Raw genomic sequence first — 26,949 nt, 5'->3', positions numbered from 1 at the left:
CGGTCAGGTCAGTTCGACGCCGGTCACCAGCGGGTCGCCGCGCAGCGCGGCCAGGGTGGCGGCGGGGTCGAGGACGTCGGCCGCCAGGTGCGCGCCGGGCGGGATCGCGCCGTCCGCGAGGGCTCGGGCGGTGAGCGCCGCGACGACGCCGCTGAGCGCATAGGAGTCGGGGGTGCGCAGGACGAGCCGCCGCGGCCGCCCGGGGACGTGCTCGCGCGGGACGGCCTGGAACAGCAGCGTGTAGTACGGCCCGGTGGCGGCCAGGTCCGCGTCGGCGGCGGCCACCACGGCGGGGACGTGCGCGTCCACCGGCCCTTCCTCGTCGGCCCACGCCGCCGCGAGGGCGCGCGGGATCTCCTCGGTGACGTAGACGGTGTGGTTGCGCAGTTCGTCCACGCCGAGGGCGGCGGCGAGCCCGGCCGCCTCCGCCGACAGGAACGGCCACGCGTGCACGCGGCCCCGGAACCCGGGCAGCGCGACCGACCGCAGCGGGCGCAGCGCGTTCGGCACGACCGCGCCGCCGCGCCAGGCGGCGAGCGCGGTGCCGAAGCGGGGGCCGCGCGTCAGCAGCGCGTCCACGGCCGACAGCGGGCCGATCGCCGCCGCTCCCCCGACGTAGACGTCGAGCCGGGCGAGCGGACCGGCGGCGGCGAGCACCCGGGGCAGCAGGCCGGACAGCCCCGGCATGAGCCCGGCGGAGAACACGGCCGCCCGGTCGGCCAGGCGCGCGGGCGGGCCGTCCGCGAGAGCGTCGAGCGCGACGACGTCGCCCGCCGCGTCCACGTAGTGCGCCCCGGCCGCCAGGGCGGCGCGCGCCACCCGGTCGAGCACCCGGTAGGACGGCCCGGCGCAGTTGACCACGACGTCGCAGCCCGCGCAGAACGCGGCCAGGCCCGCCGCGTCGGCCAGGTCCGCGCGGACCGGTTCCGCGCCGGGGTGCGACGCGCAGACCTCCGCCGCACGGCCCGCGTCGCGTCCGCCCACCCGCAGCGGCCCCGCCCCGGCCAGCCGGTCCACGACGACGCGGCCGACGGTGCCCGAGCCGCCCAGCACCCCGAACCGCGTCACGCCGTCCCTTCCCGGACGGCGTCGGCCAGGCCCGCCACGGTCGGGACGTCCAGGAAGCGGCGGACCCCGACCGCCCGGCCGGTCTCCTTCGCCAGCCGCGCCACGGCGCGCACGGCCAGCAGCGAGTCGCCGCCGAGGGCGAAGAACGTCTCGGCGCGGTCCAGGACGGGCGCGTCGAGCAGGTCCTCCCACAGCGCCGCGATGCGCTGCTCCAGCTCGTCGCGCGGCGGGCCGGGCGCCACGGCGGCCTCGGCGCGCGGCTCGTCACCGACGCGCAGGCCCTCGGCCGGGCCGGGATACGCGGCGTCCGGCAGCGCGAGCGCGCGGTCCCGTCCGTGGCCGTCCGCCGGGCCGGGGCGCGCGGCGTCCGGCAACGGCAGGACGCGGTCCCACCCGTAGCCGTCGGCCAGCGCGCCGATCAGCTCGACCAGCTCCGCGAAGGCGTAGTCGACCTCGCTCGGGTCGAACAGCTCCCCCACCAGCGAGAACGCGACGGCCATCTCGTCGTTCATCTCCCAGAACCGCGCCTCCAGCGCGACCTGCGGCGTGCGGAGCTGGTGGTAGAAGTCACCGAAGTCCAGTTCGCCCAGCGGACCGGCGGCGGTGGCCTGCCGCTGCCCGATCGCGGCGTCCATGCCGAGCGTGCTCTGGAAGACGATCGGCGCGACCGGGCGGACCGTGCCGCGCCGCCGCGCCAGCTCGCGGGAGACCTCCACGCCGGTGACGAGGTTGTGCGCGGCGTGCTCGGTGAACGTCCGCTGCTGGGCGCGGACGAGGTCGGAGAAGGCGGCGGCGCCGTCCAGGTCCACCGGCACCAGCATCGTCGCGGCGAACGCGCCGATCGTGCGGTGGATGTCGGGGTGCAGCGGCAGCCGGTTGAGCTGGAGGGTGTTGAGCAGCATCGCGCGGTGCCCGGCCCAGCGCGCGAGGACGACGGCGAACGCGGTGAGCATCGCCGCCGACGGGGTGACGTCGTGCTCGGCGCAGCGGCGTTTCAGGGCCGTCCAGCGGTCGGCGGCCAGCCGCGCGTCGCGGGTGTCCATCAGGTCGGGCGCCACGTCGCGGGGGTCGGCGAGCAGCGGCAGCGCGGGCGGCGGCGGGAACGCGTCCAGCCGGTCGTGCCACCAGTCGCGGTCGGCCTGCCACGCGCCGGTGTGCCGCAGCCGCTCGATCGCGGCCACGTAGTCACCGAAGTCGACCTCCAGCGGGGCCGGGACGGCGTTCCAGTCGGTGGCGAGGGTCAGCAGCTCCCGGTTGAGCACCGTCGCGGACCAGCCGTCCATGGCGATGAGGCTCATCGCGGTGTGCAGGCGGCCCCGGCCGCCGGGCAGCAGCGTCAGGCGGACGTCCACGCCCGGCCCGGTGAGCGGGTTCGGGCCGGACGTGCTCATCTCGGCGCGGGTCGCCGCCAGCGCCGCCGCGATCTCGGCGTCGGCGGCGTCGCGCAGGTCGAGGACGCGCGGCCCGGGGATCGCGCCCGGCGCGTCCGGCGGCAGGACGTACTGCTCGCCCTCGGGCGTGATGCGGGCGCGCAGCGTCGGCTGGTGCAGGGCGAGGCGGTGCAGCGCGTCGGCCAGCGTCTCGGCGGCCTCGTCGGCGTCCATCCGCGACAGCGCCAGGTCGCCGTAGAAGTGGGCGGAGGCGTAGGACAGCTCCCAGCCGTCGTGCTGGCCGACGAAGTAGCCCTGCTGGAGCGGCATCAGCGGGAACGGCGCGGACGGGTCGGGGCGGCGGACGATCTCCACCGGCAGGGCGCGGGCGCCCGCGCCGTCACCGGAGGCGCGGTCGCGGACCAGGTCGGTGAGGGCGGCGAGGCTGATCTCCACGGTGACGTCGGCGAGCGCCAGTTCGACGGCGAGGCGGCGGCGGACCAGCGCGGACATGCGCACGGCGAGCACCGAGTCGCCGCCGAGCCGCAGGAACGTCGCGTCGGGGGCGATCGACGCGGGGTCGAGGTCGAGCAGTTCGGCCCAGATCGCGGCCAGGTCGCTCTCCAGGGTGGGGGGCACGGTCAACGGTTCTCCTAGGTCGTCCGGACGGCGGCCAGCAGGCGCTGCGAGAAGGCGGCGAGGGGGTGGCCGGGGTCGGGGAGGTCGTGGGCGACGGCGAATCCGGCGCGGCCGAGCGCGGCCGTCCACTCGGCGCGGGTCAGGTAGGTGCGGCCGGTACCGGCGCGCACGTCGGTGCGGACCGTCCGCTGCCCGCCGGGCGGCGCCGACAGCAGGAACGGCATCGAGGCGAGCGACTGGTGGTGCTCGTGGCAGGTCTCGACGAGCAGCAGCGTCCCGCCGGGACGCAGCGCCGCGCGGACCCCGGCGAGCAGCGCGCCGGTGTCCCGGGCGTTGTGCGCGGCGTTCACGGCGACGACGAGGTCGAACGGCTCGGCGCCGCAGGACGCGGCGAGCGGCGCGTCGAGGTCCGCGACGGCGGTGCGCAGGAACGGGTGCGCGGTGAAGCGGCGCCGCGCCGCGTCGAGGAAGAACGGCGACAGGTCGGTGAACAGGTACGCGTCGGTGTGCCCGTGCAGGACGGGCAGCAGCGCGGCGGTCAGCGACCCGGTGCCCGCCCCCAGCTCCAGCACGCGGCGCTTGCGCGGCAGCGCGCAGACGACCTCCACCGCCGCCGCGTTCAGGTACCGGTTGACGAGATTGTCCCGGTAGGCGGCGTCCGCCGTGGCGAAGTCGCCGCCGGGGAACAGCAGCGCCTGCGCGCTCACCCGGTCGGTGAGCAGGCCGGGCAGCTCGCGCAGCGAGCCGAGGAGGTAGCGGGTCAGCGCGTCGGGGTAGCCGAGGCGCGCGCGAGCGGCGTCCAGGTCGCGGCGCAGCGCGATCAGCTCGCCGCGCCGCCGACGGACGGGCCGCTCATACCGCCCGTCCGGACGGCGGGCCGTCAGACCCTCGCCCTCCATCGCGGCGAGCCAGCGCCCCACGATCCACCGGTGACGCGGCACCGCACCCAGCTCGGCAGCGAACTCGGCGGCGGTGCCCGGGCTCGCGAGCGCGTCAGCGAGGTGGGCGGCGATGCCGTTGAGGACTGCCAGGTCCAGGGTGTGGACGGCGGCGGGGACCGCGTCGAGTGGCGCGTCGCCGAGTGCGGCCAGGCCCGCGCGGTGCGCGGCGGTCATCCGGCGGCCGGGCGGGCCGGGCCGCGCGCGACCCGCGCGGTCAGCTCGGGCGCGAACAGCGCGCCGGGCTCGTCCAGCATCATCATCACGTCGAAGAACGTCCGGTTGACGTCGGCATCGACCAGGGCCAGTTCTAGGAGCCGCTGCATGTACGCGGCCGTCTCCGCCGCCGCCTCGTCCGCCGCCCCGGTGCCGAGGTGGGCCAGGTCGGCGCCGGTGGCGACCTGCCAGGCGCGCTCGTTCCCGGCCGCCAGCCGCTTCTGGAGCGTGCGGCCGTCCGCGCCGCCCTCGGCCAGGAGGCGGTCCAGCAGGACGGCGGTCATCGCGGCCATCGACATGCCCTGCGCGTACACGGGGTTGACGGCGCACAGCGCGTCGCCCGCCACGAGCAGCCCGTCCGGCCACGCGGGCAGGTCCTCGCCGTGCCAGCGGCGGTTGGCCATGTTCCGGAAGCCGTGGATCGGCCCGGCGGGCTCGGCCGACCGCAGGACGTCGTGCAGCACGGGATGCCGCAGGCTCGCCGCGAAGGCGAGGAAGCCGTCCTCGTCGGTCGGCGGGTGGTCGTCCAGGTAGCCGTACAGCGAGACGAGCCGGCGGCCGCCCTCCACCGGGACGAGCGCGCCGCCGCGCGTCGGCTGCCCCGGACCCGGCTGGATCGAGATCACCCGCCACTCGTCGGCGGACCCGCCGGGGATCTCGTAGAGGCGGCTGCTGTAGCCCGCGCGGGAGTCCACCACCGTGGTCTCGGCCGTGCCGTGGCCGCGCTCGGTGAGCCACGCCGGGACGCGCGACCGGCGGCCGGACGCGTCCACCACCAGGTCGGCGGGCAGCCGCTCGGGGGCGCCGCCGTCGCGCGGTGCCGCGTGGACGCCGGTGACGGCGCCGCCGGGCTCGCCGTCCAGCCCGGTGACCTCGGTCCGGTGCCGGACCGCGACGCCGTGCCGCTCGACCGCCGCGCGCCGCACGACGGCCTCGATCAGCTCGCGCGACGCCGACGGCACGGTGTGCGAGGGCGGGAAGCGGTGGCACCATCCGGCGGGGCTGAACCACAGGTGGTCGTAGGGCGTGCGCAGCGGGATCGCGCCCGCGTCGTACAGCCGCCCGGTGAAGCCGGGGACCAGCTCGTCCAGCGCGCGCTGACCGGCGCCCATGAGGGAGTGCAGGTGCCTGCTCTGCGGGACGCCGGGCCGGAAGACCGGTTCGTCCGGGAGCGCGTCCCGTTCCAGCACGGTCACGCGGTCGAAGTGACCCGCGAGCGCGACGGCGGCGGTCAGCCCGGCCATTCCGGCGCCGATGACGACGGCGTGCCGTCGAGCTTCCAGGTCCGTCACTGCGCGCGCCTCCTCGGCTGCTCGGCCGCGCGGGAGGTGTACGGCAGCAGGGCCATCTCGCGGGCGTTCTTGATCGCGCGGGCGAGCAGCTTCTGCTGCTGGACGGTGACGCCGGTGACGCGGCGGCTGCGGATCTTGCCGCGGTCGGAGAGGAAGCGGCGCAGCAGGTCGGTGTCCTTGTAGTCGACATAGGTGACGCCCTGGAGCGGGTTCGGCCTGCGACGGCGGTCCGGGCGCGGACGCGGCGAGGTCACGCGGCCTCCTTGGCGTCCAGGAGCGGCGCGAACGGGTCGTCGGCGATGGCCTCGCCGTCGTCGAGCAGGCAGCCGTCCAGCAGCGCGTGGATGCGGGCGCGGTCGAGTTCGGAGCCGGTGAAGACCAGGTGCTGGACGCGGTCGCCGTGCTCGGCGTGCCAGTCCAGCGCGGCGGCGGCCCGGCGCAGCGGGGAGATCATCTCCCAGGCCGCCGACGGCAGGGACACCAGCCACGGACCGGCGTCCTCGACGGTCACGACCCCGGCCGCCGCGTCCCACACCAGCATCCGGTCGGGCCGGTTGCCGAGCCAGAAACGGCCCCGGCTGCGCACCGACTCGGACGCCAGCGCGTCCACGACGTCGAAGAAGCGCGCCGGGTGCAGCGGCGCCGTCCGCCGCCACACCACGGTGTCGGCCGCCGGGGTGCTGGCCTCGGGCGGCAACTGGGCGGTGGCCGGATCGACCCGCGCCGCCAGGTCGTGCGGGCAGATCGCCGCACCGGCCAGGACGGGAAGGGGGTCGCCGGGCAGATGCACGGGCGTCATCGGCGCCAGGTGGCCCATCAGCTCCCGGCACAGCTCCACGTCGTCGGGATCGACCGGCGGCAGCGGGGCGGGCAGCAGATCGGGCACCACCAGCGCGGTGGCGTACTCGATCTGACGGGCCAGCACCTCGGCGAGGTACCGCTCGTCCCCGGCGGCGCCCGGCTTGCCGATATCGGCGAGCGGTTCGCCCCGGCACAGGTCGAGCGGCGTCAGTTCGGCGTCCAGGGCGGTGAACACGCCCGCGAGCCGCAGTTCCCCGCCGGACTCGTGCGCCAGCACCTCGGCCACCGACTGCGGCTCGACGGTGTCCCACAGCTCGACGATCAGCAGTTCGGCCCTGGGCGCGTGCCGCAGGAGCTGCGGCAGCAGGTCGTAGCGGACGGTGCACGTCACGCAGCCGTGCTCCAGCCGGACCACCGCGCGGTCGCGGACCGCCTCGGCGTCGCGCACCACCCGCACGACCGCGCCGCCCGCCACCGCGCGCAGGTCGTGGTGCACGGCCAGCGCGCCGGGATGTTCGCGCAGCAGCCGGTCGACCACGACGCCGCGCGCCGGTCCATGGAACCCGGCGACCAGAACCACGGGGACGGACATCCCCACCTCCATGTAGAAATGAAAATCATTCCCAACATGGATACCACGCCGGACGCGCCGACGTCGAACCGGCCGCGCCCGGCGGTGACGGGGCGCCGCGCGTGGCGCCCCGTCACGCGGTTCAGCGGCGCAGCAGGTGGTCGACCACCGGGGAGCCGACGAGGTAGGCGTTGGTGACCGACGTGGCGAAGCCGCCCGAGTTGGAACTGAGATGCTGGGCGACCGTCTGCCCCGGATAGGGCTGGTCGAAATTGCTCGCCGTGCGCAGGTTGAGGTAGCGGCCGAGACGGCCGAAACGGTTGAGGACCGTCGCGGTGGCGTTGTCCTCCATCTGCGTCGTGCAGTAAGTGCCCTTGCCCTTGGTGCGCAGATCGGTGATGTACTGGGCGCGCCGCGACTGCCCGGCGCCGGACCAGTAATTGTCCCCGGTGACCGTGTCGCACACGGCGACGAAAGGCTTGCGGCGGGCGTTCTTCTCGGTGTACCGGCTGCGGACCTGCTGCGAGATCTCGCTGTCGGTGAGCTTGACGTTCCGCGTCAGGCGGTAGGCGAGGTCCACGAGCCGGTCGTCGAGCCGGAACACCGCGCTCTCCGCGCCCATCTCCTGGTAGCCGTACGGGACGTCGGGCGCCTCCTCGGTGAGCAGGTGGTGGCCGAGGTCGTAGTCGACCACCCACCGCGCCCACGCGGCGAAGCCGAGCGTGCCCTGGCCGGGCGGCGTTCCGGCGATGCCCGCGGACAGGAAGTACGCCCGGCGCAGGTCGAGCCGGGTGCTGTTGAGCACGGCGGTCATCGTCGCGGCGGTGGCCGACTTGCCCATGCCCGTCGTCAGGACGCACAGGCCCCTGCGGTCACAGCGGACCGGCTTGTACGCCCCCGGGACCTCCACGGTGAGCGGCAGCTTCCGCCGCTCCAGCCACGGCCGGGTCTCGGCCTCGAACATCGTCAGGACCAGCACCTTGACCTGCACCGCCCGGTGCCCGGGTGCGCGGTCGGTGGCCGTCGCGGTGGACGACGCGACGAGCCCGGCGAGCGATCCGGCCGCGACGAGACAGGCGACCAGCACCGCCGGCCGCCACCGCCCTGCGCGCATGCGAGAGAACATGAGGGGTTCCCCTTTGTGATGAGCGGCGCAGACCTTTTTCGGCGCCACACAAAACCCTAATAAAGGGGATTTCACACACGTTCCCGCCAAGTAAATCGCAGATCTCACTTCGCCCGCACCAGCGGTTATCCGCTCCTTCGATTGAGTCGTCCGCATGTCGCCGAAGTAACACCGCGATGCCGCAGCGTCCTTATTGTGCTTTCCTACGAATCCGCGCACGACGCGAGGCGTCCGGGCGGACGATTCCGCGCGGACGCCTCGCGGGGCCGCTCAGACGCCGGCGATCTCGTTGGGCGCCTGCGGCAGGTCCACGGTCGTCTCCACCTCGCCGGACTCGATGTCGACGGCGTGCAGCTTCTTGGCCGCCGGGTCGGTCACGTAGGCGGTGTCGTCGACGTCGTCCGCGACCGTGCGGCGGCGGGCCGCGCGGCCCGCCGTCTTCTCCGGGGGGCAGGCCGGGCACGCCGTCTCTGGTGTCAGGGCCGAGGCGGGTGGGGCTTGGTCGTGTCGGTCACAATTTCTTGGCCGAGCAGGTCGCGCACTTGCCGAAGATCTCGACGGTGTGCTCGGTCTCGGTGAAGCCGTGGCCGGTGCCGACGCGGGCGACCCAGTCCTCCAGCTCCGGGCCCTCGACCTCGACCGTCGTGCCGCAGGAGCGGCAGACCAGGTGGTGGTGATGGCCGGGGCGGCACTTGCGGAAGACGGCCTCGCCGCCCGGCAGGTACGTCATGTCGATCTCGCCCGCGGCGGCCAGGGACTGCAACGTCCGGTACATGGTGCTCAGGCCGACCGACGAGCCCTGCGTGCGCAGCCGGTGGTGCAGCGTCTGGGCGCTCTGGAACTCCGGCGTCTCGGCGAGAAGCCGCTGCACCGCCAGGCGCTGCTTGGTGGTCCTCACCTGGGTGCCGCTCAACGTCTCTCCTCCTGATCCGCCGTCGCCCTGTCCTCTCTGGAACAGCGCGGACCCGGCGGGACTTCCCGGCGTGGGGAATCGCCCGCCCACCGGCCCGCGCGCCTCGAGATGAGCCGCGTCCATTCTGACGCACACCGCGTGAACGCGCGCGCAGGGGCCGACGGGCGGCCCGGCCTCGCCGTCGAAGCCGGGCCGCCCGCACGCCGGGCCGGGAGGGCTAGTCGCGGATCAGGCCCCGCTCGTACGCGCGGACCAGGCGGCGCGGCACCCGGCGCTCGCGGCCGTCGACCACGACGGGCACGAGGCCGGGCGCGGACGCCTTCCACTGCGCACGCCGCTTGCGCGTGTTGCTGCGCGACATCTTCCGTTTCGGAACGGCCACCGGAACCTCCTACCAGCTCGACTTGGTGACGCCGGGCAGCTCGCCGCGGTGCGCCATCTCCCGGAACCGGACGCGCGAGAGCCCGAACTTCCGCAGATGCCCGCGAGCGCGCCCGTCGACGGCGTCCCGGTTGCGGACCCGGGTCGCGCTGGCGTCCCGCGGCTGCCGCCGCAGCTCCCGGACGGCCGCCTCGCGCGCCTCCGCGCCGGTGTCCGGCGCGGCGATGACGGCCTTCAGCTCGGCGCGCCGCCGCGCGTACCGCGCGACGACCGCCTTGCGTCGCTCGTTCGCCGCGATCTTGCTCTTCTTGGCCATCAGACCTTCTCTCCACGGGCACGGACGCGCGCCACCGCCGCCTCGATCCCGATCTTGTCGATCGTCTTGATCGCCCGTGCCGACAGCGTGAGCCGCACGGTCCGGCCCTCGCTGGGCAGGAAGTACCGCTTGGTCTGGATGTTGGGATCGAACCGGCGCGACGTGCGCCGGTGCGAGTGCGAGACCCGCCTGCCGAACGCGGGCGCGGCCCCGGTCAACTGGCATCGCCGCGCCATCACCGCTCCTCTCGGTACAGGACGTGCCTGCGCACGACCGGGTCGTACTTCCGCAACGTCAGCCGGTCCGGATCGTTGCGCCGGTTCTTCCGCGTCACGTACACGTGCCCGGTCCCCGCCGTCGACCGCAGCTTGATCACCGGCCGCAACTCGTTACGCGCCATCCGCCCTCCTCACTCCATCCATAATGGGAACGGTTATCATTATAGCCACGAGGACGGCACGGGGCGCGCAAGCACGGCGGGATGTGCGTGATCTACGCCCGCACGAGCACGCGGGCCAGCCGCACCGCTACCTCGGCAACCCCGGTGCTCAGCCCCACACCCACACGGGACACGAACGACGGCGACGAGCCCGACAAGTCACCGAGCGCGCAATCCACGCCCGCACGGCGACGCGCTATCGACGCCCCGGTGGCCGACCCGACCGCGCGAGCCATGCCCCGCACGGCGACGCGCTAGCGACGCCCCAGTGATCGACCCGGCCGAGCGCGCAAGCCACACCCCCACACGGGGGCGCGCTATCGACGCCCCGCTGGTCGACCCGGCCGCGCACGAGCCACGCCCGCGCGGGGGCGCGGGTCAGGTGTCGTTGGTGCGGCGGAGGCCGGTGTTTTTGCCTCGGTCCGCCGCGTGCGTGGGCCATTCCCTCATCGGGTCGGTGCCGTCTGGGCGGGGGCCGCATTTCGGGCTCGTCGGTGGGCGGGACAAGAAAGTCTTCGAGGGGGCGAGGCGCCGGAAGTGTTCGCCGGGCGCCTTCGGTCGTGCCGCCGGCGGAGGCGGCGGCCGGATGGGCGGGCCGCTTACTCGGTGAACGCGGCGCTGGGAAATGCGGGTGACATGGTGGGGGCGGCGGCCCCGCCTCGTCGCATTCCGAACTCGCGACAAGGCGGGGCCGGTTCGCCTCCGCCGCCGTTCTAGTGGGCGGACTCGTACTGCTCAAGGACGGTACTGGGGATGCGGCCGCGGTCGTTGACGCTGATGCCCTGCGCCTTCGCCCACTCGCGGATCTCGGCCGACCGCTCACGGGTGTCCTGGGTCCGGGCGAGACGGGCGCCCCTCCCCGGCCTGGGCCGCGCGCGGCGGGCGGCCTGGACGAACGACTCCAGGTCGGCACGCAACTGCGCCGCATTCTTCGTATTGAGGTCGATTTCGTACGCTACGCCGTCCAGCGAGAAGGTGACCGTCTCGTCCGCCTTCCCGCCGTCGATGTCGTCGACGAGCAGAACCTCAACCCTCTGTGCCATGCGGGGACTCCCTCAGCGGTGCATTCGACTTCTTCCGAATGAGTCTACGCCGAAGGCATCATAGGCGTTACCGAACAGCACTAAATTCTGCCGCCCCCACGCCCGGCGAACTCCGTCTTCGCAGTTGTCCGCGTCTTTCTTGGCCCAGTCGGCACGACGAGGACCGGCACCCAGAGCGGAGCGACGGCGACCGGCGGACGCCCGCCGGTCCACAAAGCGAGGCCGCCCGTCGCGCCACCGCGCCCGGCCACCGCCCGATCCCGGAAGGCCGGACGCCGGGGCGCGGCAGAGGTTCACGCATTCCGAACCACAGCGGCCCGAAAAGATCACCACAGGGCCGGTGATCTCCGTCTCACCCCGGCCGGACGGTCCGCGCGGACGGCGGTACAAGGCCAGCTCGGCGCCACATTTGACGCGATCGTAACCCCTGCGACACAGGAAAAGTCGGGGCTTGACGGTGCGACACCGGCATCCCAAGATAGGCAAGGCTTACCTAACTATGGGAAGCCAAGGCGCCCCGGTCCTGTGACCGTCTTCCTCGCTGCCACCGAACCCCCCGCACAAGTACACAGGGAGGAACCATGTCCCGGAACCCCTTCGACGACGACAGCGGCACCTTCTACGCCCTCGTCAACCAGGAGGAGCAGTACTCCCTCTGGCCGACCTTCAAGCCGGTGCCCGGTGGCTGGACGATCGCCTTCGGCGGCCCCGAGGGAGCGCCCCGCCAGGACGTCCTCGACTGGATCGACCGGACCTGGACCGACCTGCGCCCCAAGTCCCTGCGCGACTTCATCGCCGAGCAGGAGGGTGCGCCGCAGCACGCGGCCCCCGCCGGCAACTGACCCCCCACACCAGGAGAACCCCATGTTCCGCACCGTCCTCGGCGGAAAGATCCACCGTGCCACCGTCACCCAGGCCGACCTGCACTACGTCGGTTCGATCACGATCGACGAAGACCTGCTCCGGGCCGCGGGCGTCGTCGAAGGCGAGAAGGTCCAGGTCGTCGACATCACCAACGGCGCCCGCATCGAGACCTACGTGATCACCGGGCAGGCGGGCGGGGGGCAGATCTGCATCAACGGCGCCGCGGCGCACCTGGTGAACCCCGGCGACCTGGTGATCATCATGTCCTACGTGATCGCCGAGGAGGCCGACCTGATCACGCACGAGCCGCGCGTCGTGCACGTCGACGGCGACAACCGGATCGTCGCGCTGGGCAACGACCCGGCCGAGCCGGTGCCGGGCGCGGTCGACCAGATCTCGTCCAGGCAGCTTTGATGCCGGTCCTCGAACCGCTCGACCTCGACGGTTTCGTGCCGTATCCGGCCGAGACCGCCGCCCGCTACCGCGACGCCGGGTACTGGACCGATCAGACGCTCCCGGAGCCGCTGTTCGCCACCGTCGCCCGGATTCCCGGGAAGACGGCGCTCGTCGCGGGCGAGGCCGAACTCACCTACGGGCAGCTCGGCGACCGGGTCCTCCGGGTCGCCGCGGGCCTGCGCCGTCTCGGCGTCGGCCGCGGCGACCGGGCGGTGGTACACCTGCCGAACATCCCCGAGTTCATCGTGTTCGTCTACGCGTGCTGGGAGATCGGCGCGATCCCCGTCTTCGCCCCGGCGGCGCACCGGCGGACGGAGATCGAGCACTTCGTCGAGGTGACCGGCGCCCGCCTCTACGTCACCGTCGCCAAGCACGACGGCGCCGACCTGGCCGCGCTGGCGGCGGAGCTGAAGGCGGCGTGGCCGAGCCTGGAGCACACCGTGGTGCTCGACGCCGACGGCGGCGGCGCCGACCTCGACCGGCTGCTGGCGCATGACCCGCTCCCCCACGAACGGCGGTCCCTGCCGGCCGACGTCGCCCTGCTGCAACTGTCGGGCGGCACGACGGGACGGCCCAAGCTGATCCCGCACACGCACGAGACCTACCTGCACTCGGTGCGGCGGAGCATCCCGCTCTGCGGCATCACCGAGGCGTCCGTCCAACTGACGGCGGTGCCGCTCTGCCACAGCATGTCGGTCCGGTCCCCGGGCTTCCTGAGCGTGCTGAGCGTCGGCGGAACCGTGGTGCTCGCGCAGGACGGCAGTCCCGACACGGTGTTCCCGCTCATCCAGCGGCACCGGGTCACCCAGTCGTCGATCGTCCCGCCGCTCCTGCTGGCCTGGCTGAACTCCTCGCTGCGGGACCGCCACGACCTGTCGAGCCTGGAGAGCCTGCACGTCGGCGGGGCGCGCCTCAGCGTCGAGGCGGCGCGGCGCGTGCGGCCCGAGCTGGACGTCGTCCTGCAACAGGGCTTCGGCATGGCCGAGGGGCTCGTCAACTACAACCCGTTCGACGTCGACGCGGAGACGAGCGTCCGGTGCCAGGGCCGCCCCATCTCCCCCGGCGACGAACTGCTCATCCTGGACGACGAGGGCGAACCCGTGCCGCCCGGCGTGCCGGGGCACCTGCTGACGCGCGGCCCGTCCACCATCCGCGGCTACTTCCGCAATCCGGAGGAGAACGCCCGGAGCTTCACCCCCGACGGCTTCTACCGCACGGGCGACATCGTCGAACGTGACGAGAACGGTTTCCTGGCCGTGGTGGGCCGGTCGAAGGACCAGATCAACCGGGGCGGGGAGAAGATCGCGCCCGAAGAGGTGGAGAACCTCATCCTCGGGCACGCGGACGTGCACGACGTGTCCGTCATCGGCATCCCCGACGCGGTGCTGGGCGAGCGCGTCAAGGCGTTCGTGGTCCCGCGCGCGGACGCCGACCCGGCCACGCTCAAACTCCCGGCGATCCGCAGGTTCCTGCGCGACCGGGGCCTGGCCTCGTACAAGCTGCCGGACGCGCTGGACGTCGTCGCGGAGTTCCCGCAGACGGCGGTCGGCAAGGTGAGCAAGCGCCTGCAACGGGCCCCGCAGAACTGAGAGGACGAACATTCCCGGTGGACGCTGACGAGCGGGTGGCCCTGTCCGCCAGCCAACGTGGCATCTGGGCCGCGCAGAGGTTGTTCGCCGCACCGGCGTTCCGCGCGGCCGAGATCACCTGGCTGCCGGGCCCGGTGGACACGGCCGCCTTCGCGGCCGCCGTCGACCGCGCCTTCGCGGAGACCGACGCGCTGCGCGTCCGGTTCCACGAGGACCAGGGCACCCCGTTCCAGCGCGTCGACGCCGCGCGGCGCCTCGGCACGACCGTGGTCGACGAGCCGCGCGGCGACGCGGAGATCCGCGCCCTGGTGCGCGGCTCGTTCGACGCCCCGCCCGCGCCCGCGGAGCTGTCCACGGTCTCGTCGCTGCTGCGGCGCGCGGACGGGACGTGGGCGTGGTTCTTCGCGGCGGACAACGTCCTGCTCGACGGCTACAGCGTCACGATGTTCATCCGCCGCGTGGCGGAGATCTACTCGGCGGCCGTCCGCGCCGAACCCGTCCCCGAGGCGTGGTTCGGCCGGCTGGTCGACGCCCTGCCGCCGTCGCACGACTCCGAGCCCGGCGCGGTGGAGTACTGGCGCCGGGTCCTGGACGTGGACGTCGCGCCGGAGCGGTCTTCGGGCGTCGCGGATCTCTTCGCGTTCTCCTACCGTCCCGTCCGGCTCGCGCTGGCCGAGGACGCGTTCGACCGGGTGCGGACGTTCGCGCGGGGCGTCCGCACGAACTGGACCGACGCGCTGATCGCCCTGTGGGGCCTCTACACCGCGCTCGCCGAGCGGCGGGACGACGTCGCGCTGCGGGTGCCGTTCATGATGCGGGACACCCCCGCCTCGCTGCGGACGCCCAGCGCGCTGTCGCGGGTGCTGCCGGTGGTGGTCCCGCTCGATCCGCGCCGCACGCTCGCGGAGCTGGTGGGCGCCGTGGGCCGGGGCATGCGGGACGCCAAGGCGCACGCGGCGGTGGAGGACCACCACATCGCCCGGAGCTGGCCGGGGAGCGAGGAGTCCTTCTTCACGCTGCCGTCCGTCAACGTCAAGCTGTTCGAGTTCGTCGCCCGGTTCGACCGGCTGGTCTGCCCGGTGGAGACCGTCAACCCCGGCCAGATCGGACGGCTGGACCTGTCGGTCTACCGCGACCCGGAGGCCGGGCTGCGGCTGGAGCTGGCCGGGCACGAGTCGGTCATCCCGGTGGCGGACGTGGAGCGGCACGCGTCCGCGTTCGTCGCGTTCCTCAACCGGGCGCTCGGCGCGGGCGCGGACACGACGCTGCACGACCTCGCCGACGCGGCCCTTCCCGTGCGGAGCGTCCCGGCCGGTGCCGGACGGACGCCGGACGTCGCCGGGACCTCGGTGGACGGGCTGTTCCGGCGGCAGGTCGCGGCGCGTCCGGACGCGACGGCGGTGCTGGCGGACGACGGGACCGCGTGGTCGTACGCGGAGTTGGACGCGCGGGTGCGGGCGTTCGCCGGGGCGCTGCCGGACGTGCGGGGCGGCCGGGTGGCGCTGGTGCTGCCGCGCTCAGTGCACCGGGTCGTTGCGGTGCTCGGCGTGCTGCGGGCGGGCGCGGTGTGCGTGCCGGTCGATCCGGCCTATCCGGCCGAGCGCATCCGGCAGATTGTGGAGGACTCCGGCGCGGCGGTTGTGGTGACCGGTCCGGACGAGTTCCGGGTGACCGGCCGGACTGCGCCGCCGTCCGGAGACGCGGCCTTCGTCATCTTCACCTCCGGGACCACAGGCCGTCCCAAGGGCGTCGTCCTGTCGCACCGGGCCATGACGAACCGGCTGGCCTGGGGCGCCGAACCGCTCGGACCCGGGGACCGCGCTCTGGCGAAGAGCGGCGTCGGCTTCGTGGACGCGGTGACCGAACTGCTCACGCCGCTGGTCGCGGGCGCGGCCGTGGTCGTCGCGGACGACGACGCGGACCCGGCGGCACTGGCCGCGATGGTGGAGCGCCATCAGGTCACGCACCTGCTGACGGTGCCGAGCCTGGCCGACGTCCTGGCCCGTATCCCGGACGCGGACAAGGCTCTGGCGTCGCTGCGGCAGTGGGTGTGCTCGGGCGAGATCCTGGCCCCGGCCACCCTCGACGCGATCCGCCAAGCAGCACCCGACGCGCAGGTGCGCAACTTCTACGGCTCGACCGAGGTCACCGGCGACGCCACCGCCGACACCGACGGAACCACCATCGGCGGCCCGGTCCCCGGCGTGCTGGTCCGGGTGCTGGACACCTGGCTGCGGCCCGTGCCTACAGGCGTCGTCGGCGAACTCTACGTCGGCGGAACACAACTCGCGGAAGGCTACGCCGGACAAGCCGCCCTCACCGCCGACCGCTTCGTCGCTGACCCGTTCAGCGACACCGGCGAACGGCTCTACCGCACCGGCGATCTGGTCCGTTGGAACGGCAACGGCACCCTGGACTTCCTCGGCCGCACCGACGATCAGGTGAAGATCCGCGGGTACCGGATCGAACTCGAAGAGGTCCGCAACGTCCTGGAACGGCACCCGGCCGTCACCGGCGCAGCGGTCGTCGCGCTCGACCACCCGGCCGGGGGTCACTACCTCGCCGCCTACGTCACCGGCACCACCGACGACCTCCGCGCCCATGCCGCCGGGTTCCTCCCCGACTACATGGTCCCCACGACCTTCACGGCACTCGACGCGTTCCCCCTCACGCCGAACGGCAAGCTCGACCGGCGGGCGCTTCCCGTTCCCGCGCTCGGTGACGCGGGCGGGCGCGCGCCCGAGAGCGCGACCGAACGCGAGCTGGCGGAGCTGTTCCGGGACGTCCTGCACCTGGACCGCGACCCGTCCGTGGACGACGACTTCTTCCGCCTCGGCGGGCACTCGCTCCTCGCGACCCGGCTGATCGCGCGGCTGGGTTCGGGGCTGTCGCTGCGGGACCTGTTCGACGCGCCCACGATCGCCGGTCTGGCGCCGCTCGTCGAGGCCGGGCGGACCGTCCGTCCGGGAGACGTGCGGGTGGGTGAGATCGCGCGGCCCGACGCGCTGCCGCTCTCCCACGGGCAGCAGGCGCTGTGGGTGGTCGACCGGCTCGGCGGGCCGGGTTCGCGGTACGTGGTGCCGCTGGTGCTGCGCATCTCGGGGAACCTGGCGGAGGCCGCGCTGCGGGCAGCGGTGCGGGACGTGGTGTCGCGGCACGAGTCGCTGCGGACGCTGCTGCTGGAGCGGGACGGGGACCTCCGCCAGGTCGTCGTGCCCGCCGAGGACGCCGCCGCGCGGCTCCCGGTGACGGTGGAGGATTTCAGCGAGGCGCGGCTGACGCAGATCGTGCAGGCCGGGTTCGCCCTGGGGTCCGAGCTGCCGATCCGGGCGGCGCTGCTGCGCGTCTCCGACTCCGAACGGGTGCTGGCGCTGGCCGTGCACCACTCCGCCGTGGACGAGTGGTCGTTCCCCGCGTTGCTGGGCGATCTGTCGTCGGCGTACCGGGCGCGGCTCGACGGCGACCCGCCGGAGTGGGCGCCGCTGCCCGTCCAGTACGCGGACTACGCACTGTGGCAGCGCGCGGTGCTCGACGGTACGGAACTGGACCGGCTGCTCGGCTACTGGCGCCGAGCACTGGCCGACGCACCACCCGAATCGAGCATCACCCCCGACCGGACACCCCTCGCCGCACCCTCCCACATCGGCGCCGACATCGAGTTCGAGGTGGACCCGGTACGGGTCGCCGCGTTGCGCGAGCTGGCCCGGACGCGGGGCGTGACGATGTTCATGGTCGTGCAGGCCGCGGCGGCGCTGGCGGTCTCGGCGCTCGGCGGCGGGCGGGACGTGGTGGTCGGCTCCCCGGTGGGCGGCCGGACCGAGGACGGCCTGGAAGACCTGGTCGGCTACTTCGTCAACACCCTGCCCTTCCGGCACCGCCTCCGGCCCGCCGACCGGCTGACCGACGTCCTCGCCCGGACCCGCGACCTCGTCCTGGACGGGCTGGCCCACCAGGCCGCTCCCTTCGAGCAGATCGCGGCGGCCGTGGGCGGCGAACGCGCGACGGGCCGGAACCCCGTGTTCCAGGTGTTGCTGACGTATCGGCACCTGGCGGACCGTTCCGTGCTGGAGCCGGAGTTCCCGGGCGTGCGGGCGCGGCTGGAGCGGGCGTCGCTGGGCGCCGTCAAGACGGATCTCGACCTCTACCTGACCGAGACGCCCGACGCGCTCACCGGCTTCCTCTCCTACGCCGTCGACCTGTTCGACGCGGCCACGGCCGAACGTTTCCTGACGGTGTTCCACGGAGTCCTGACGGCGCTCGCGAGCGACCCGCAGACCCGTGTCGCGGACCTGGACCTGCTGCCCGCGCCCTCCCCCGCCGTGTCCCCCGCCGTCTCCTCGGAGGCGTCCGTGGACGGGCTGCTGCGGGAGCGGTGCGCGAAGACGCCCGATGCCACGGCCGTGATCGGGGACGGGTTCGCGCTGTCGTTCGGGGAGCTGGACGTGCGGGTGCGGGCGTTCGCCGGAGCGTTGCCGGACGTGCGGGGCGGACGGGTGGCGCTGGTGCTGCCGCGCTCGGTGGACCGGGTGGTCGCGGTGCTTGGTGTGTTGCGGGCCGGTGCGGTGTGCGTGCCGGTCGATCCTGCGTATCCGGCCGAGCGCGTCCGGCAGATCTTGGAGGACTCCGGCGCGGGCGTCGTCGTCACCGGTCCGGACGAGTTCCGGGTGACCGGCCGGACTGCGCCGCCGTCCGGAGACGCGGCCTTCGTCATCTTCACCTCCGGGACCACGGGCCGTCCCAAGGGCGTCGTCCTGTCGCACCGGGCGATGGCGAACCGGCTGGTCTGGGGCGCCGAACTTCTGGGGTTCGGTCCCGGGGACCGGGCCCTGGTGAAGAGCAGCGTCGCGTTCGTGGACGCGGTGACCGAACTGCTCACGCCGCTGGTCGCGGGCGCGGCCGTGGTCGCCGCCGACGACGACGCGGCCACGGACCCGGCGGCGCTGGCCGAGGCGGTGGAGCGTCACCGGGTCACGCACCTGCTGACCGTGCCCAGCCTCGCGGACGTCCTGGCCCGTATCCCGGACGCGGACAAGGCCCTGGCGTCGCTGCGGCAGTGGGTCTGCTCGGGCGAGATCCTCGCCCCGGCCACCCTCGACGCCATCCGCCAAGCAGCGCCCGACGCGCAGGTGCGCAACTTCTACGGCTCGACCGAGGTCACGGGCGACGCCACCGCCGACACCGACGGAACCACCATCGGCACCCCGGTCCCCGGCGTGCTGGTCCGGGTGCTGGACACCTGGCTGCGGCCCGTCCCCACCGGCGTCGTCGGCGAACTCTACGTCGGCGGAACACAACTCGCGGAAGGCTACGCCGGACAAGCCGCCCTCACCGCCGACCGCTTCGTTGCCGACCCGTTCAGCGACACCGGCGAACGCCTCTACCGCACCGGCGACCTCGCCCGCTGGACCACGCACGGCACCCTCGACTTCCTCGGCCGCACCGACGACCAGATCAAAATCCGCGGGTACCGGATCGAACTCGAAGACGTCCGCAACGCCCTCGAACAGCACCCCAACGTCACCGGCGCCGCCGTCCTCGCCCTCGACCACCCCGCCGGGGGCCACTACCTCGCCGCCTACGTCACCGGCACCACCGACGACCTCCGCGCCCACACCGCCGCACTCCTGCCCGACTACATGGTCCCGGCGACCTTCACGGCGCTCGACACCTTCCCCCTCACCCCCAACGGCAAGCTCGACCGCAAAGCCCTCCCCGCACCCGAACTCACCACCACGGACGGACGACCCCCCGAAACCACCACCGAACACGCACTGGCCGACATCTTCCGCGACGTCCTCCACCTGGACCGCGACCCGTCGGTGAACGACGACTTCTTCCGCCTCGGCGGTGACAGCATCCTCGCCGCGCGTCTGGTGTCCGCCGCCCTGGCCCGTGAGCTGACGCTGACGCTCCAGGACGTGTTCGAACACCGGACCGTGGGCGGGCTGGCCGCCGCGCTGCCCGCCGCCGAGCCCGCCCGCGCCGCCCAGGAGCCCGTCCCCGCCCCTGCCTCCGCCGCCCTGGACCGTCTCCGCGAGTCGGGCGCCGACCCGAACGCCTGGGTCTACACCGAGACCTTCGACGTCCCGGGCCATCCGCCGCTCCGCGCCGCCTACGCCGCCGTCGTCGCGGGGACGGACGCGCTGCGCCTGTCCGTGCAGTGCGTGAACCGGCGGCTCTGGCTCGGCCACGTCCTGCCGGTGGCGTCGGCGGCGCCGGCGGTCACCGAACTCGAACCGGCCGGTGCGGCCGACCCGGCGGCGCTGCGGGCGGCGGCGACGGAGCTGGTGGACATCACGGCGGGGAAGCCGTCCGCGCTGGCGTTCGTCCGGACGCCGACGCACACGGTCGCCGTCCTCGCCGTCCACGCCGGAGCGGCGGACCGCGCCTCGATCCACCGCCTCACCGTCGCCCTGCGGTCCGGCGGGACGGCGGAGCGGACGGGCACCGGCCTGGCGCCCGCCCTCGAAGCCGTCGAGCAGGCCGGTGCCGCCGCCGACACCGCGCGCCTGGACGACTGGGCCGCCCTGCTGAACCGTCGCACGGACGTCGCCCCGGACGTCTTCGAGCCGGGCCGCGCCGAGACGTTCGCGCTGACGGGCCCGGGCACCGAGGACACCGTCCGGAACGCCCTCCGCCGCGCACTGACGGTGAACACAACCGGCGGCCTCATCGATGCCGAGGTCGCACTGGCCGAGACCGCGCCGCCGGGGCCGTTCACCGCGACCGTGCCCGTGCCCGTGGACGGCGAGGACCGGACGGTGACGGCCGAGTTCCCGCTGTTGCGCCACCACAGTAAGGCCGGGCGCCGCGCCCTGAAGCGCGCCCCGACCCCGCACGTTCTCGTCACCCGCGTCCACGGTCCGGCGCCGGACCGGCCGGAAGGCCCCGAGACGCTGTACCGCGCGGTGATCCGCTATCACCTCGCCCCGGACGCCACGACGATCACGATGCTCGGTTTCGCCGCCCCGGTCAGCGCGGCCGTGCGCGACGCGCTGACCGGAACCGCCGGGACCTCGCGCTGAGCGCCCCCGGCACCGCTTCAACCCTGGAGGATTCATGTCTGGCCGACTTGTCCCGCTGACCCGGGCGCAGCACGGCGTGTGGGCGGCGCAGCGGCTGGTCCCCGAGGCGACGGCGTTCCGGATCGGCCAGCTCGTGTGGCTGGACGGCCCGATCGAGCCCGCGGTCCTCGCGGCGGCGGTCGAGCGGGCGTTCGCGGAGTCCGAGGCGCTGCGCACGCGGTTCACCGAGGCGGACGGCATCGCGTACCAGCGCGTCGACGACGCCGCGACGCTGGCGACGACGGTCGTGGACGAACCGGCCGACGACGCCGCCATCCGGAGCCGCGCCCGGGATCGCTACCGGCGGGTCGTGGACGTCACCGCGCCGTCTCGCACCGAGTCCGCCCTGTACCGGCGGGACGGCGGCGGCTGGGCGTGGGCGTTCACGACGCACCATCTCGTGCTGGACGCGTACGGGCTGTCGCTGTTCACCCGCCGCGTCGCCGAGATCTACACGGCCCTGCTGGACGGCGCCGCGCCCGTGGCCCGCTGGTTCGGGAGCTGGCCGGACGTGGTCGAGGCCGAGCCCGCACCGGCCGCCGCCCACCGGCTGCCCGACGAGTGGACGGCCCTGTTCGCGGAGGCCGAACCCCTAGGGCACGCGGCGAACGTCGGCGTGGACGAGCTGTTCACGCTGTCGCAGCAGCAGGTCGCCGTGTCACTGCCGGCCGACGCGTGGGGACGGATGCAGGACCGCGCCCGGCGGTCGCGGGTGAGCTGGGCGGCCTACCTGACGGCGCTGTGGGGCGTCTACGCGGCGCTCGGCGCGAACCGCCGCGAGCTGATCGTGCGGGTGCCGTTCATGATGCGCGACGGCGCCGCCGCCCTCCGCACCCCGGGCATGCTGGTGAACTCGCTGCCGGTCGTGGCGCGGCTGTCCGCGTCGTCGTCGCTGGACGAGATCGTGCGCGGTGTGGCGGAGGGGCTGCGCGCGGCGGGCCGCGACCGGAACCTGACCGAGGAGCAGGTGGCCCGCGCCTGGCCGGGCGGCGAGTTCGACTTCCTGTGCCTGCCGGTCGTCAACATCAAGGCGTTCGACTACACGGCCCGGTTCGGCGCCGTGACCGGCCTCCAGGAGACCGTCAACGCGGGCCCGGTGGGACGGCTGGAACTGGTCGTCTACTCGGACCCGGTGCACGGCTCCCGGCTCGAACTCGCCGGTCACGAAGCCCTGATCGGCGCGGCCGAGCTGGCCGAGCACGCGGAGCGCTTCGCGGCCTTCGTGGCCGCCGCGCTCGACGCCGACCCCGCCGCACCGCTCGTCGCATTGCCCGCCGGGGTGACGCCCGCCGAACGGGCACTGCTGGACGTTTCCGGCGCGGGTGCAGAGCTGGCGGTATCCGATCTGACGCTGGACGGGCTGATCCGGCGGCAGGCGGCCGCGACGCCCGACGGCGTCGCGGTGGTGGACGACGACGGCGCGGAGCTGACGTATGCGCAGTTCGACGCGCGGGTGGACGCCACGGCGCAGGCGTTGATCGAGCGGGGTGTGGGCATCGGGGACCGGGTGGCGGTGATCCTGCCGCGATCGGTGGACCTCGTGGTGACCCTGGCCGCCGTCGTGCGGGTCGGCGCGGCGTTCGTGCCCATCGACACCGCCTATCCGGCGGGGCGGGTTCAAGCCATTCTGGAGGACGCCTCCCCGGCCCTGGTGGTCGATGCGCCGCTGGAGGGTGCGGCGGGGAAGCCGATGTTGTCCCGGGCGTTGTCGTCGCGTGACGCCGCCTATGTCATTTTCACGTCCGGGACGACCGGGCGCCCCAAGGGCGTGGTGGTGCCGCATCAGGCGATCGTGAACCTGATCGCCTGGCGGCAGAAGACGTTCCCGATCGCGGCGGCCGAGCGCGTCTTGCAGAAGACGTCGGTGGGCTTCGACGTCGCCGTTCCGGAGTTCTTCTGGCCGCTGACGATCGGCGCGGCGGTCCGCCTGATCCGGCCCGAAGGTGAAAAGGACCCGGAGTACCTGTCCGCAGTTCTGCGTGACGAGCCGATCGGCTTTGTCGAACTGGTGCCGACCGTGTTGCAAGCCATGCTGGACGGCGGATTCGACCTCGTGGCGTCACCGTTGCGGCATCTGTCGGTCGGCGGCGAAGCCCTCCCCGCAGGGCTGGGCCGCCGCTTGCAGAACGTGCCCGGCGTGAACGTCTGGAACACCTACGGCCCCACCGAAGCCGCCGTGGACGCCACCGGAATCGACCTCACCCACGTGGACCTGACCCACGTTCCGGTCGTGCCGATCGGCGGGCCGGTCGCGAATGTGCGGGCGGTCGTTCTCGACGCCTGGCTGCGACCGACCGCGCCCGGCGTCGCAGGAGAGCTGTATCTGGGCGGCGTACAATTGGCCGATGGCTATATCGGCCGTCCCGGCCTGACGGCCGAACGGTTCATCGCCGACGATTCCGGTGAGCGTCTTTACCGCACCGGTGACCTCGCCGCCTGGAATCACCGGGGACAACTGGAATTCCTCGGCCGCGTCGACGACCAGGTGAAAGTCCGTGGCTACCGCATCGAGCTCGATGAGATCCGCAACGTCCTGGAAGACCACACGGACGTCTCCGCCGCAGCCGTCGTCGCGCTGGACCACCCCGCAGGCGGCAAGTTCCTCGCCGCCTATGTGATCGGCGCGGCTCCGGCCGAAGCCCTGCGCGCCCACGCCGAAGCGCGGCTCCCCGAGTACATGGTCCCCACCACATTCACCCGCCTGGAGGCCCTGCCGGTCACCGCGAACGGCAAGCTCGACCGCCGCGCCCTCCCGGCCCCCGACCTGGGCGACACCACCGGACGAACCCCCCGAACCGCGACCGAACACGTCCTCGCCGAGGTGTTCGCGGACGTCCTCCAGGTGCCCTCGGTGTCGGTGGACGACGACTTCTTCCGCCTCGGCGGGCACTCACTCCTGGCCACCCGCGCCGTCACCCGCGCCAACGCGCGCCTCGGCGCGTCCTTCACCCTCCGCAACCTGTTCGACCACCCCACCATCGCCAAGCTCGCCGCGCTGCCGGAGGCGTCGGCGGCGATGGCGTCGCGCTTCACCGGGGTCACGCGCCCCGACGTCCTCCCGGTCTCCTACGGGCAGCAGTCGCTCTGGTTGATCGAGCAGCTCGGCGGCCCGGGTTCCCGGTACGTCGTGCCGCTGGTGCTGCGCCTCACCGGCGCGTTGGACGAAGCCGCGCTCGGCGACGCACTGCGGGACGTCGTGGCCCGGCACGAAGCGCTGCGCACACTGATCACCGAGCGGGACGGGCAACTGCGGCAGGTGATCGTTCCCGCCGCCGACGCGGTCTCCCGCGTCACGCTGCCCGTGGACGCCTTCACCGAAGCGCGGGTCACCGACGTCCTCCAGGGCACGTTCGAGCTGGCGACCGACCTCCCGGTCCGCGCCGCGCTGCTCCGCGTGACGGACGCCGAGTGGGTCTTCGTGCTGGCCATCCACCACCACGCGGTGGACGAGTGGTCGTTCCCTCTCCTGCTGGGCGACCTGTCGGCCGCCTACCGGGCCCGGCGTGCGGGCGAGGCGCCCGCCTGGGAGCCGCTGCCGGTGCAGTACGCCGACTACGCCGTCTGGCAGCGCGAGGCGCTGGGCGACGCCGCCGACCCGGAATCGGAACTGGCCGCGCTGCTCGGACACTGGGGCGCCGTGCTGGACGACGCCCCGGCGGAGTCGACCATCGCGCTGGACCGGCCCCGCCCGGACGAGCCGACGCACCGGGGCGCCGACGTCCGGCTGTCCATCGCCCCGGACACCGTGACGGGTCTCCGGCGGGTCGCGGACGAGCTGGGCGTCACCATGTTCATGATCGTCCACGCGGCGACGGCGCTCACCGTGTCGGCGCTCGGCGGCGGCGACGACCTGGTGATCGGGTCACCCGTCGCGGGCCGGACCGAACACGAGCTCGAAGGCGTCGTCGGCTACTTCGTCAACACGCTGCCGGTGCGGCACCGGCTCAAGCCCGCCGACACCCTCACCGACCTTCTCCTGCGCACCCGGCAGACCGTTCTGGACGGCTTCGCCCACCAGGCCGCGCCGTTCGAGGAGGTGACGCGGGTCGCCGGGGTCGAGCGGGCCAAGAGCCGCAACCCCCTCTTCCAGGTCATGCTGACCCACCACGCCGACGCGCAGACCGACGACGTCGCCCTGGACGGCGTGACCGTCGAGAACATCGACGCGACCCTCGCCGCCGCCAAGACCGACCTCGAACTCGACCTCGTGGAGACCGGCGGCGGCCTCGACGGCCACCTCACCTACGCCACCGACATCCTCGACCGCGCCACGATCGACCGGTTCATCGCGGCGTTCGACCGGGCGCTCGCGGCCATCGCCGCGACCCCGGCGCTGCCGGTCGCGGACCTGGCGTTGCTGCCGACCGGCACGACCGGCGCGGTGGCCGGAGCGGCGCTCGACGTCCCGGACCTGACGCTGGACGGGCTGATCCGGCGGCAGGTCGCCGCGACGCCCGAGGGCATCGCGGTGGTGGACGACGACGGCGCCGAGCTGACGTACGCGCAGTTCGACGCGCGGGTGAACGGCGTCGCCCGGGTCCTGCTGGACCGGGGCGTGGGCATCGGTGACCGGGTGGCGGTGATCCTGCCGCGATCGGTGGATCTGGTCGTGACGCTCGCGGCCGTGGCGCGGGTCGGCGCGGCGTTCGTGCCGATCGACACTTCCTATCCGGCGGGGCGTGTCCAGACCATTCTGGAAGACGCCGCCCCGGCCCTGGTGATCGACGCACCGCTGGAAGGCGTGCCGGGCGAACCCGTGCTGCCGCGACGGTTGTCGCCGCTCGACACCGCGTACGTCATCTTCACGTCCGGGACGACGGGCCGTCCCAAGGGTGTCGCGGTCCCGCATCGGGCGATCGTGAACCTCATCGCGTGGCGGCAGGAGACGTTCCCGATCACGGACACGGAACGCGTCTTGCAGAAGACGTCGGTGGGCTTCGACGTCGCCGTTCCGGAATTCTTCTGGCCGCTGACGATCGGCGCGGCGGTCCGCCTGATCCGGCCCGAAGGCGAAAAGGACCCTGAGTACCTGTCCGCGATCCTGACCGGCGAGCCGATCGGTTTCGTCGAGCTGGTGCCTACCGTTCTGCAAGCGATGCTGGACGGCGGGTTCGACCTCGTCGCGTCGCCGCTGCGGCACCTTTCGGTCGGCGGCGAAGCCCTGCCCACAGGGTTGGGCCGTCGTCTTCAGGACGTGCCCGGCGTGAACGTGTGGAACACCTATGGCCCCACCGAGGCCGCCGTGGACGCCACCGGAATCGACCTCACCGACGTGGACCTGACGCACGTTCCCGTCGTGCCGATCGGTGGGCCGGTCGCCAATGTGCGGGCCGTCGTGCTGGATTCCTGGCTGCGTCCGACCGCGCCCGGTGTCGTGGGAGAGCTGTATCTCGGCGGCGTGCAATTGGCCGACGGCTATGTGGGGCGCCCCGGCCTGACAGCGGAACGCTTCATCGCCGACGATTCCGGTGAACGCCTTTACCGCACCGGCGACCTCGCCGCCTGGAACCACCGGGGACAACTGGAATTCCTCGGCCGCGTCGACGACCAAGTGAAAATCCGCGGATTCCGCATCGAACTCGACGAGATCCGCAACGTCCTGGAGCCCCACGAAGACGTCTCCGCCGCAGCCGTCATCGCCCTCGACCACCCCGCAGGCGGCAAATACCTCGCCGCCTACGTGATCGCGTCGGTACCGCCGGAGACACTGCGCGCCCACACCGAGGCGCGCCTCCCGGACTACATGGTCCCCACCACGTTCACCTCCCTCGCCGCCCTCCCCGTCACCGCCAACGGCAAGCTCGACCGCCGCGCCCTCCCCACCCCCGACCTCGGCGGCACCACCGGACGAACCCCCCGAACC

At 73.6% G+C, this 26,949-nt stretch carries 18 protein-coding genes; 5 read left to right on the top strand and 13 right to left on the bottom strand.

Annotation, left to right across the window (positions count from 1 at the left end):
* Positions 1-3 precede the first annotated feature (3 nt).
* From C229_RS0123800 to C229_RS0123735, 13 genes are all read right to left on the bottom strand, one after another.
* Positions 4-1,068, bottom strand: coding sequence for a saccharopine dehydrogenase NADP-binding domain-containing protein (locus C229_RS0123800; RefSeq protein WP_018657625.1), 1,065 nt, complete (start codon positions 1,066-1,068; stop codon positions 4-6).
* Positions 1,065-3,077 (bottom strand): phosphopantetheine-binding protein, encoded by a 2,013-nt coding sequence (locus C229_RS0123795; protein WP_026314107.1) that lies wholly within the window; start codon positions 3,075-3,077, stop codon positions 1,065-1,067. Before C229_RS0123795 ends, C229_RS0123800 begins: the two co-directional genes overlap by 4 nt.
* A 14-nt stretch (positions 3,078-3,091) precedes the next feature.
* On the bottom strand, positions 3,092-4,192 hold the full coding sequence (locus C229_RS31595) for a class I SAM-dependent methyltransferase (protein WP_018657623.1): 1,101 nt from the start codon (positions 4,190-4,192) through the stop codon (positions 3,092-3,094).
* On the bottom strand, positions 4,189-5,523 hold the full coding sequence (locus tag C229_RS0123785) for an NAD(P)/FAD-dependent oxidoreductase (RefSeq protein ID WP_018657622.1): 1,335 nt from the start codon (positions 5,521-5,523) through the stop codon (positions 4,189-4,191). Before C229_RS0123785 ends, C229_RS31595 begins: the two co-directional genes overlap by 4 nt.
* Positions 5,520-5,777, bottom strand: a complete 258-nt coding sequence (gene rpsR / locus C229_RS0123780; protein WP_018657621.1) for a 30S ribosomal protein S18 — start codon at positions 5,775-5,777, stop codon at positions 5,520-5,522. The genes C229_RS0123785 and rpsR overlap by 4 nt, the downstream gene beginning before the upstream one ends.
* Positions 5,774-6,916 carry a GTP-binding protein gene (locus tag C229_RS0123775; protein WP_155885018.1) on the bottom strand — a complete coding sequence of 381 codons (1,143 nt, stop codon included), beginning with the start codon at positions 6,914-6,916 and terminating at the stop codon, positions 5,774-5,776. Before C229_RS0123775 ends, rpsR begins: the two co-directional genes overlap by 4 nt.
* Before the next feature lie 121 nt (positions 6,917-7,037).
* Positions 7,038-8,009: a purine-nucleoside phosphorylase gene (locus C229_RS0123770; RefSeq protein ID WP_018657619.1), complete on the bottom strand. Its 972-nt coding sequence runs from the start codon at positions 8,007-8,009 to the stop codon at positions 7,038-7,040.
* 523 nt (positions 8,010-8,532) lie between these two features.
* The gene (locus tag C229_RS0123760) at positions 8,533-8,934 is read right to left on the bottom strand and encodes a Fur family transcriptional regulator (RefSeq protein ID WP_026314106.1); all 402 of its coding nucleotides are present in this window, start codon (positions 8,932-8,934) and stop codon (positions 8,533-8,535) included.
* A 217-nt stretch (positions 8,935-9,151) separates the two neighbouring features.
* Positions 9,152-9,316 carry a 50S ribosomal protein L32 gene (gene rpmF / locus C229_RS0123755; protein ID WP_018657616.1) on the bottom strand — a complete coding sequence of 55 codons (165 nt, stop codon included), beginning with the start codon at positions 9,314-9,316 and terminating at the stop codon, positions 9,152-9,154.
* Positions 9,317-9,325: 9 nt separating this feature from the next.
* Complete coding sequence (gene rpsN, locus C229_RS0123750; RefSeq protein ID WP_018657615.1) at positions 9,326-9,631, bottom strand: 30S ribosomal protein S14; 306 nt, start codon at positions 9,629-9,631, stop codon at positions 9,326-9,328.
* Complete coding sequence (rpmB, locus tag C229_RS0123745) at positions 9,631-9,867, bottom strand: 50S ribosomal protein L28 (RefSeq protein WP_026314105.1); 237 nt, start codon at positions 9,865-9,867, stop codon at positions 9,631-9,633. Before rpmB ends, rpsN begins: the two co-directional genes overlap by 1 nt.
* Positions 9,867-10,031 (bottom strand): 50S ribosomal protein L33, encoded by a 165-nt coding sequence (gene rpmG, locus C229_RS0123740; RefSeq protein WP_018657613.1) that lies wholly within the window; start codon positions 10,029-10,031, stop codon positions 9,867-9,869. Before rpmG ends, rpmB begins: the two co-directional genes overlap by 1 nt.
* A gap of 752 nt (positions 10,032-10,783) precedes the next feature.
* The gene (locus C229_RS0123735) at positions 10,784-11,113 is read right to left on the bottom strand and encodes a histone-like nucleoid-structuring protein Lsr2 (protein ID WP_018657612.1); all 330 of its coding nucleotides are present in this window, start codon (positions 11,111-11,113) and stop codon (positions 10,784-10,786) included.
* A 581-nt stretch (positions 11,114-11,694) separates the two neighbouring features.
* On the opposite strand from C229_RS0123735, the gene C229_RS0123730 reads away from it, so the two are divergent.
* The 5 genes from C229_RS0123730 to C229_RS31580 all read left to right on the top strand — a co-directional run.
* Positions 11,695-11,955 (top strand): MbtH family protein, encoded by a 261-nt coding sequence (locus C229_RS0123730; RefSeq protein WP_018657611.1) that lies wholly within the window; start codon positions 11,695-11,697, stop codon positions 11,953-11,955.
* A 22-nt stretch (positions 11,956-11,977) separates the two neighbouring features.
* On the top strand, positions 11,978-12,391 hold the full coding sequence (gene panD / locus C229_RS0123725; RefSeq protein WP_018657610.1) for an aspartate 1-decarboxylase: 414 nt from the start codon (positions 11,978-11,980) through the stop codon (positions 12,389-12,391).
* A complete protein-coding gene (locus C229_RS0123720; RefSeq protein WP_018657609.1) occupies positions 12,391-14,022 on the top strand; it encodes a (2,3-dihydroxybenzoyl)adenylate synthase in 1,632 nt (543 codons plus the stop codon). Before panD ends, C229_RS0123720 begins: the two co-directional genes overlap by 1 nt.
* Positions 14,023-14,039: 17 nt before the next feature.
* Positions 14,040-21,047 carry a non-ribosomal peptide synthetase gene (locus tag C229_RS31585; RefSeq protein ID WP_018657608.1) on the top strand — a complete coding sequence of 2,336 codons (7,008 nt, stop codon included), beginning with the start codon at positions 14,040-14,042 and terminating at the stop codon, positions 21,045-21,047.
* Between the two features lie 34 nt (positions 21,048-21,081).
* On the top strand, positions 21,082-26,949 hold a 5,868-nt coding region (locus C229_RS31580), incomplete at its 3' end, for a non-ribosomal peptide synthetase (RefSeq protein ID WP_155885016.1).

It is taken from the genome of Actinomadura flavalba DSM 45200 (genome assembly GCF_000374305.1).
Classification (GTDB): Bacteria; Actinomycetota; Actinomycetes; order Streptosporangiales; family Streptosporangiaceae; genus Spirillospora; species Spirillospora flavalba.
This window is presented reverse-complemented; position numbering and strand designations above follow the sequence as displayed.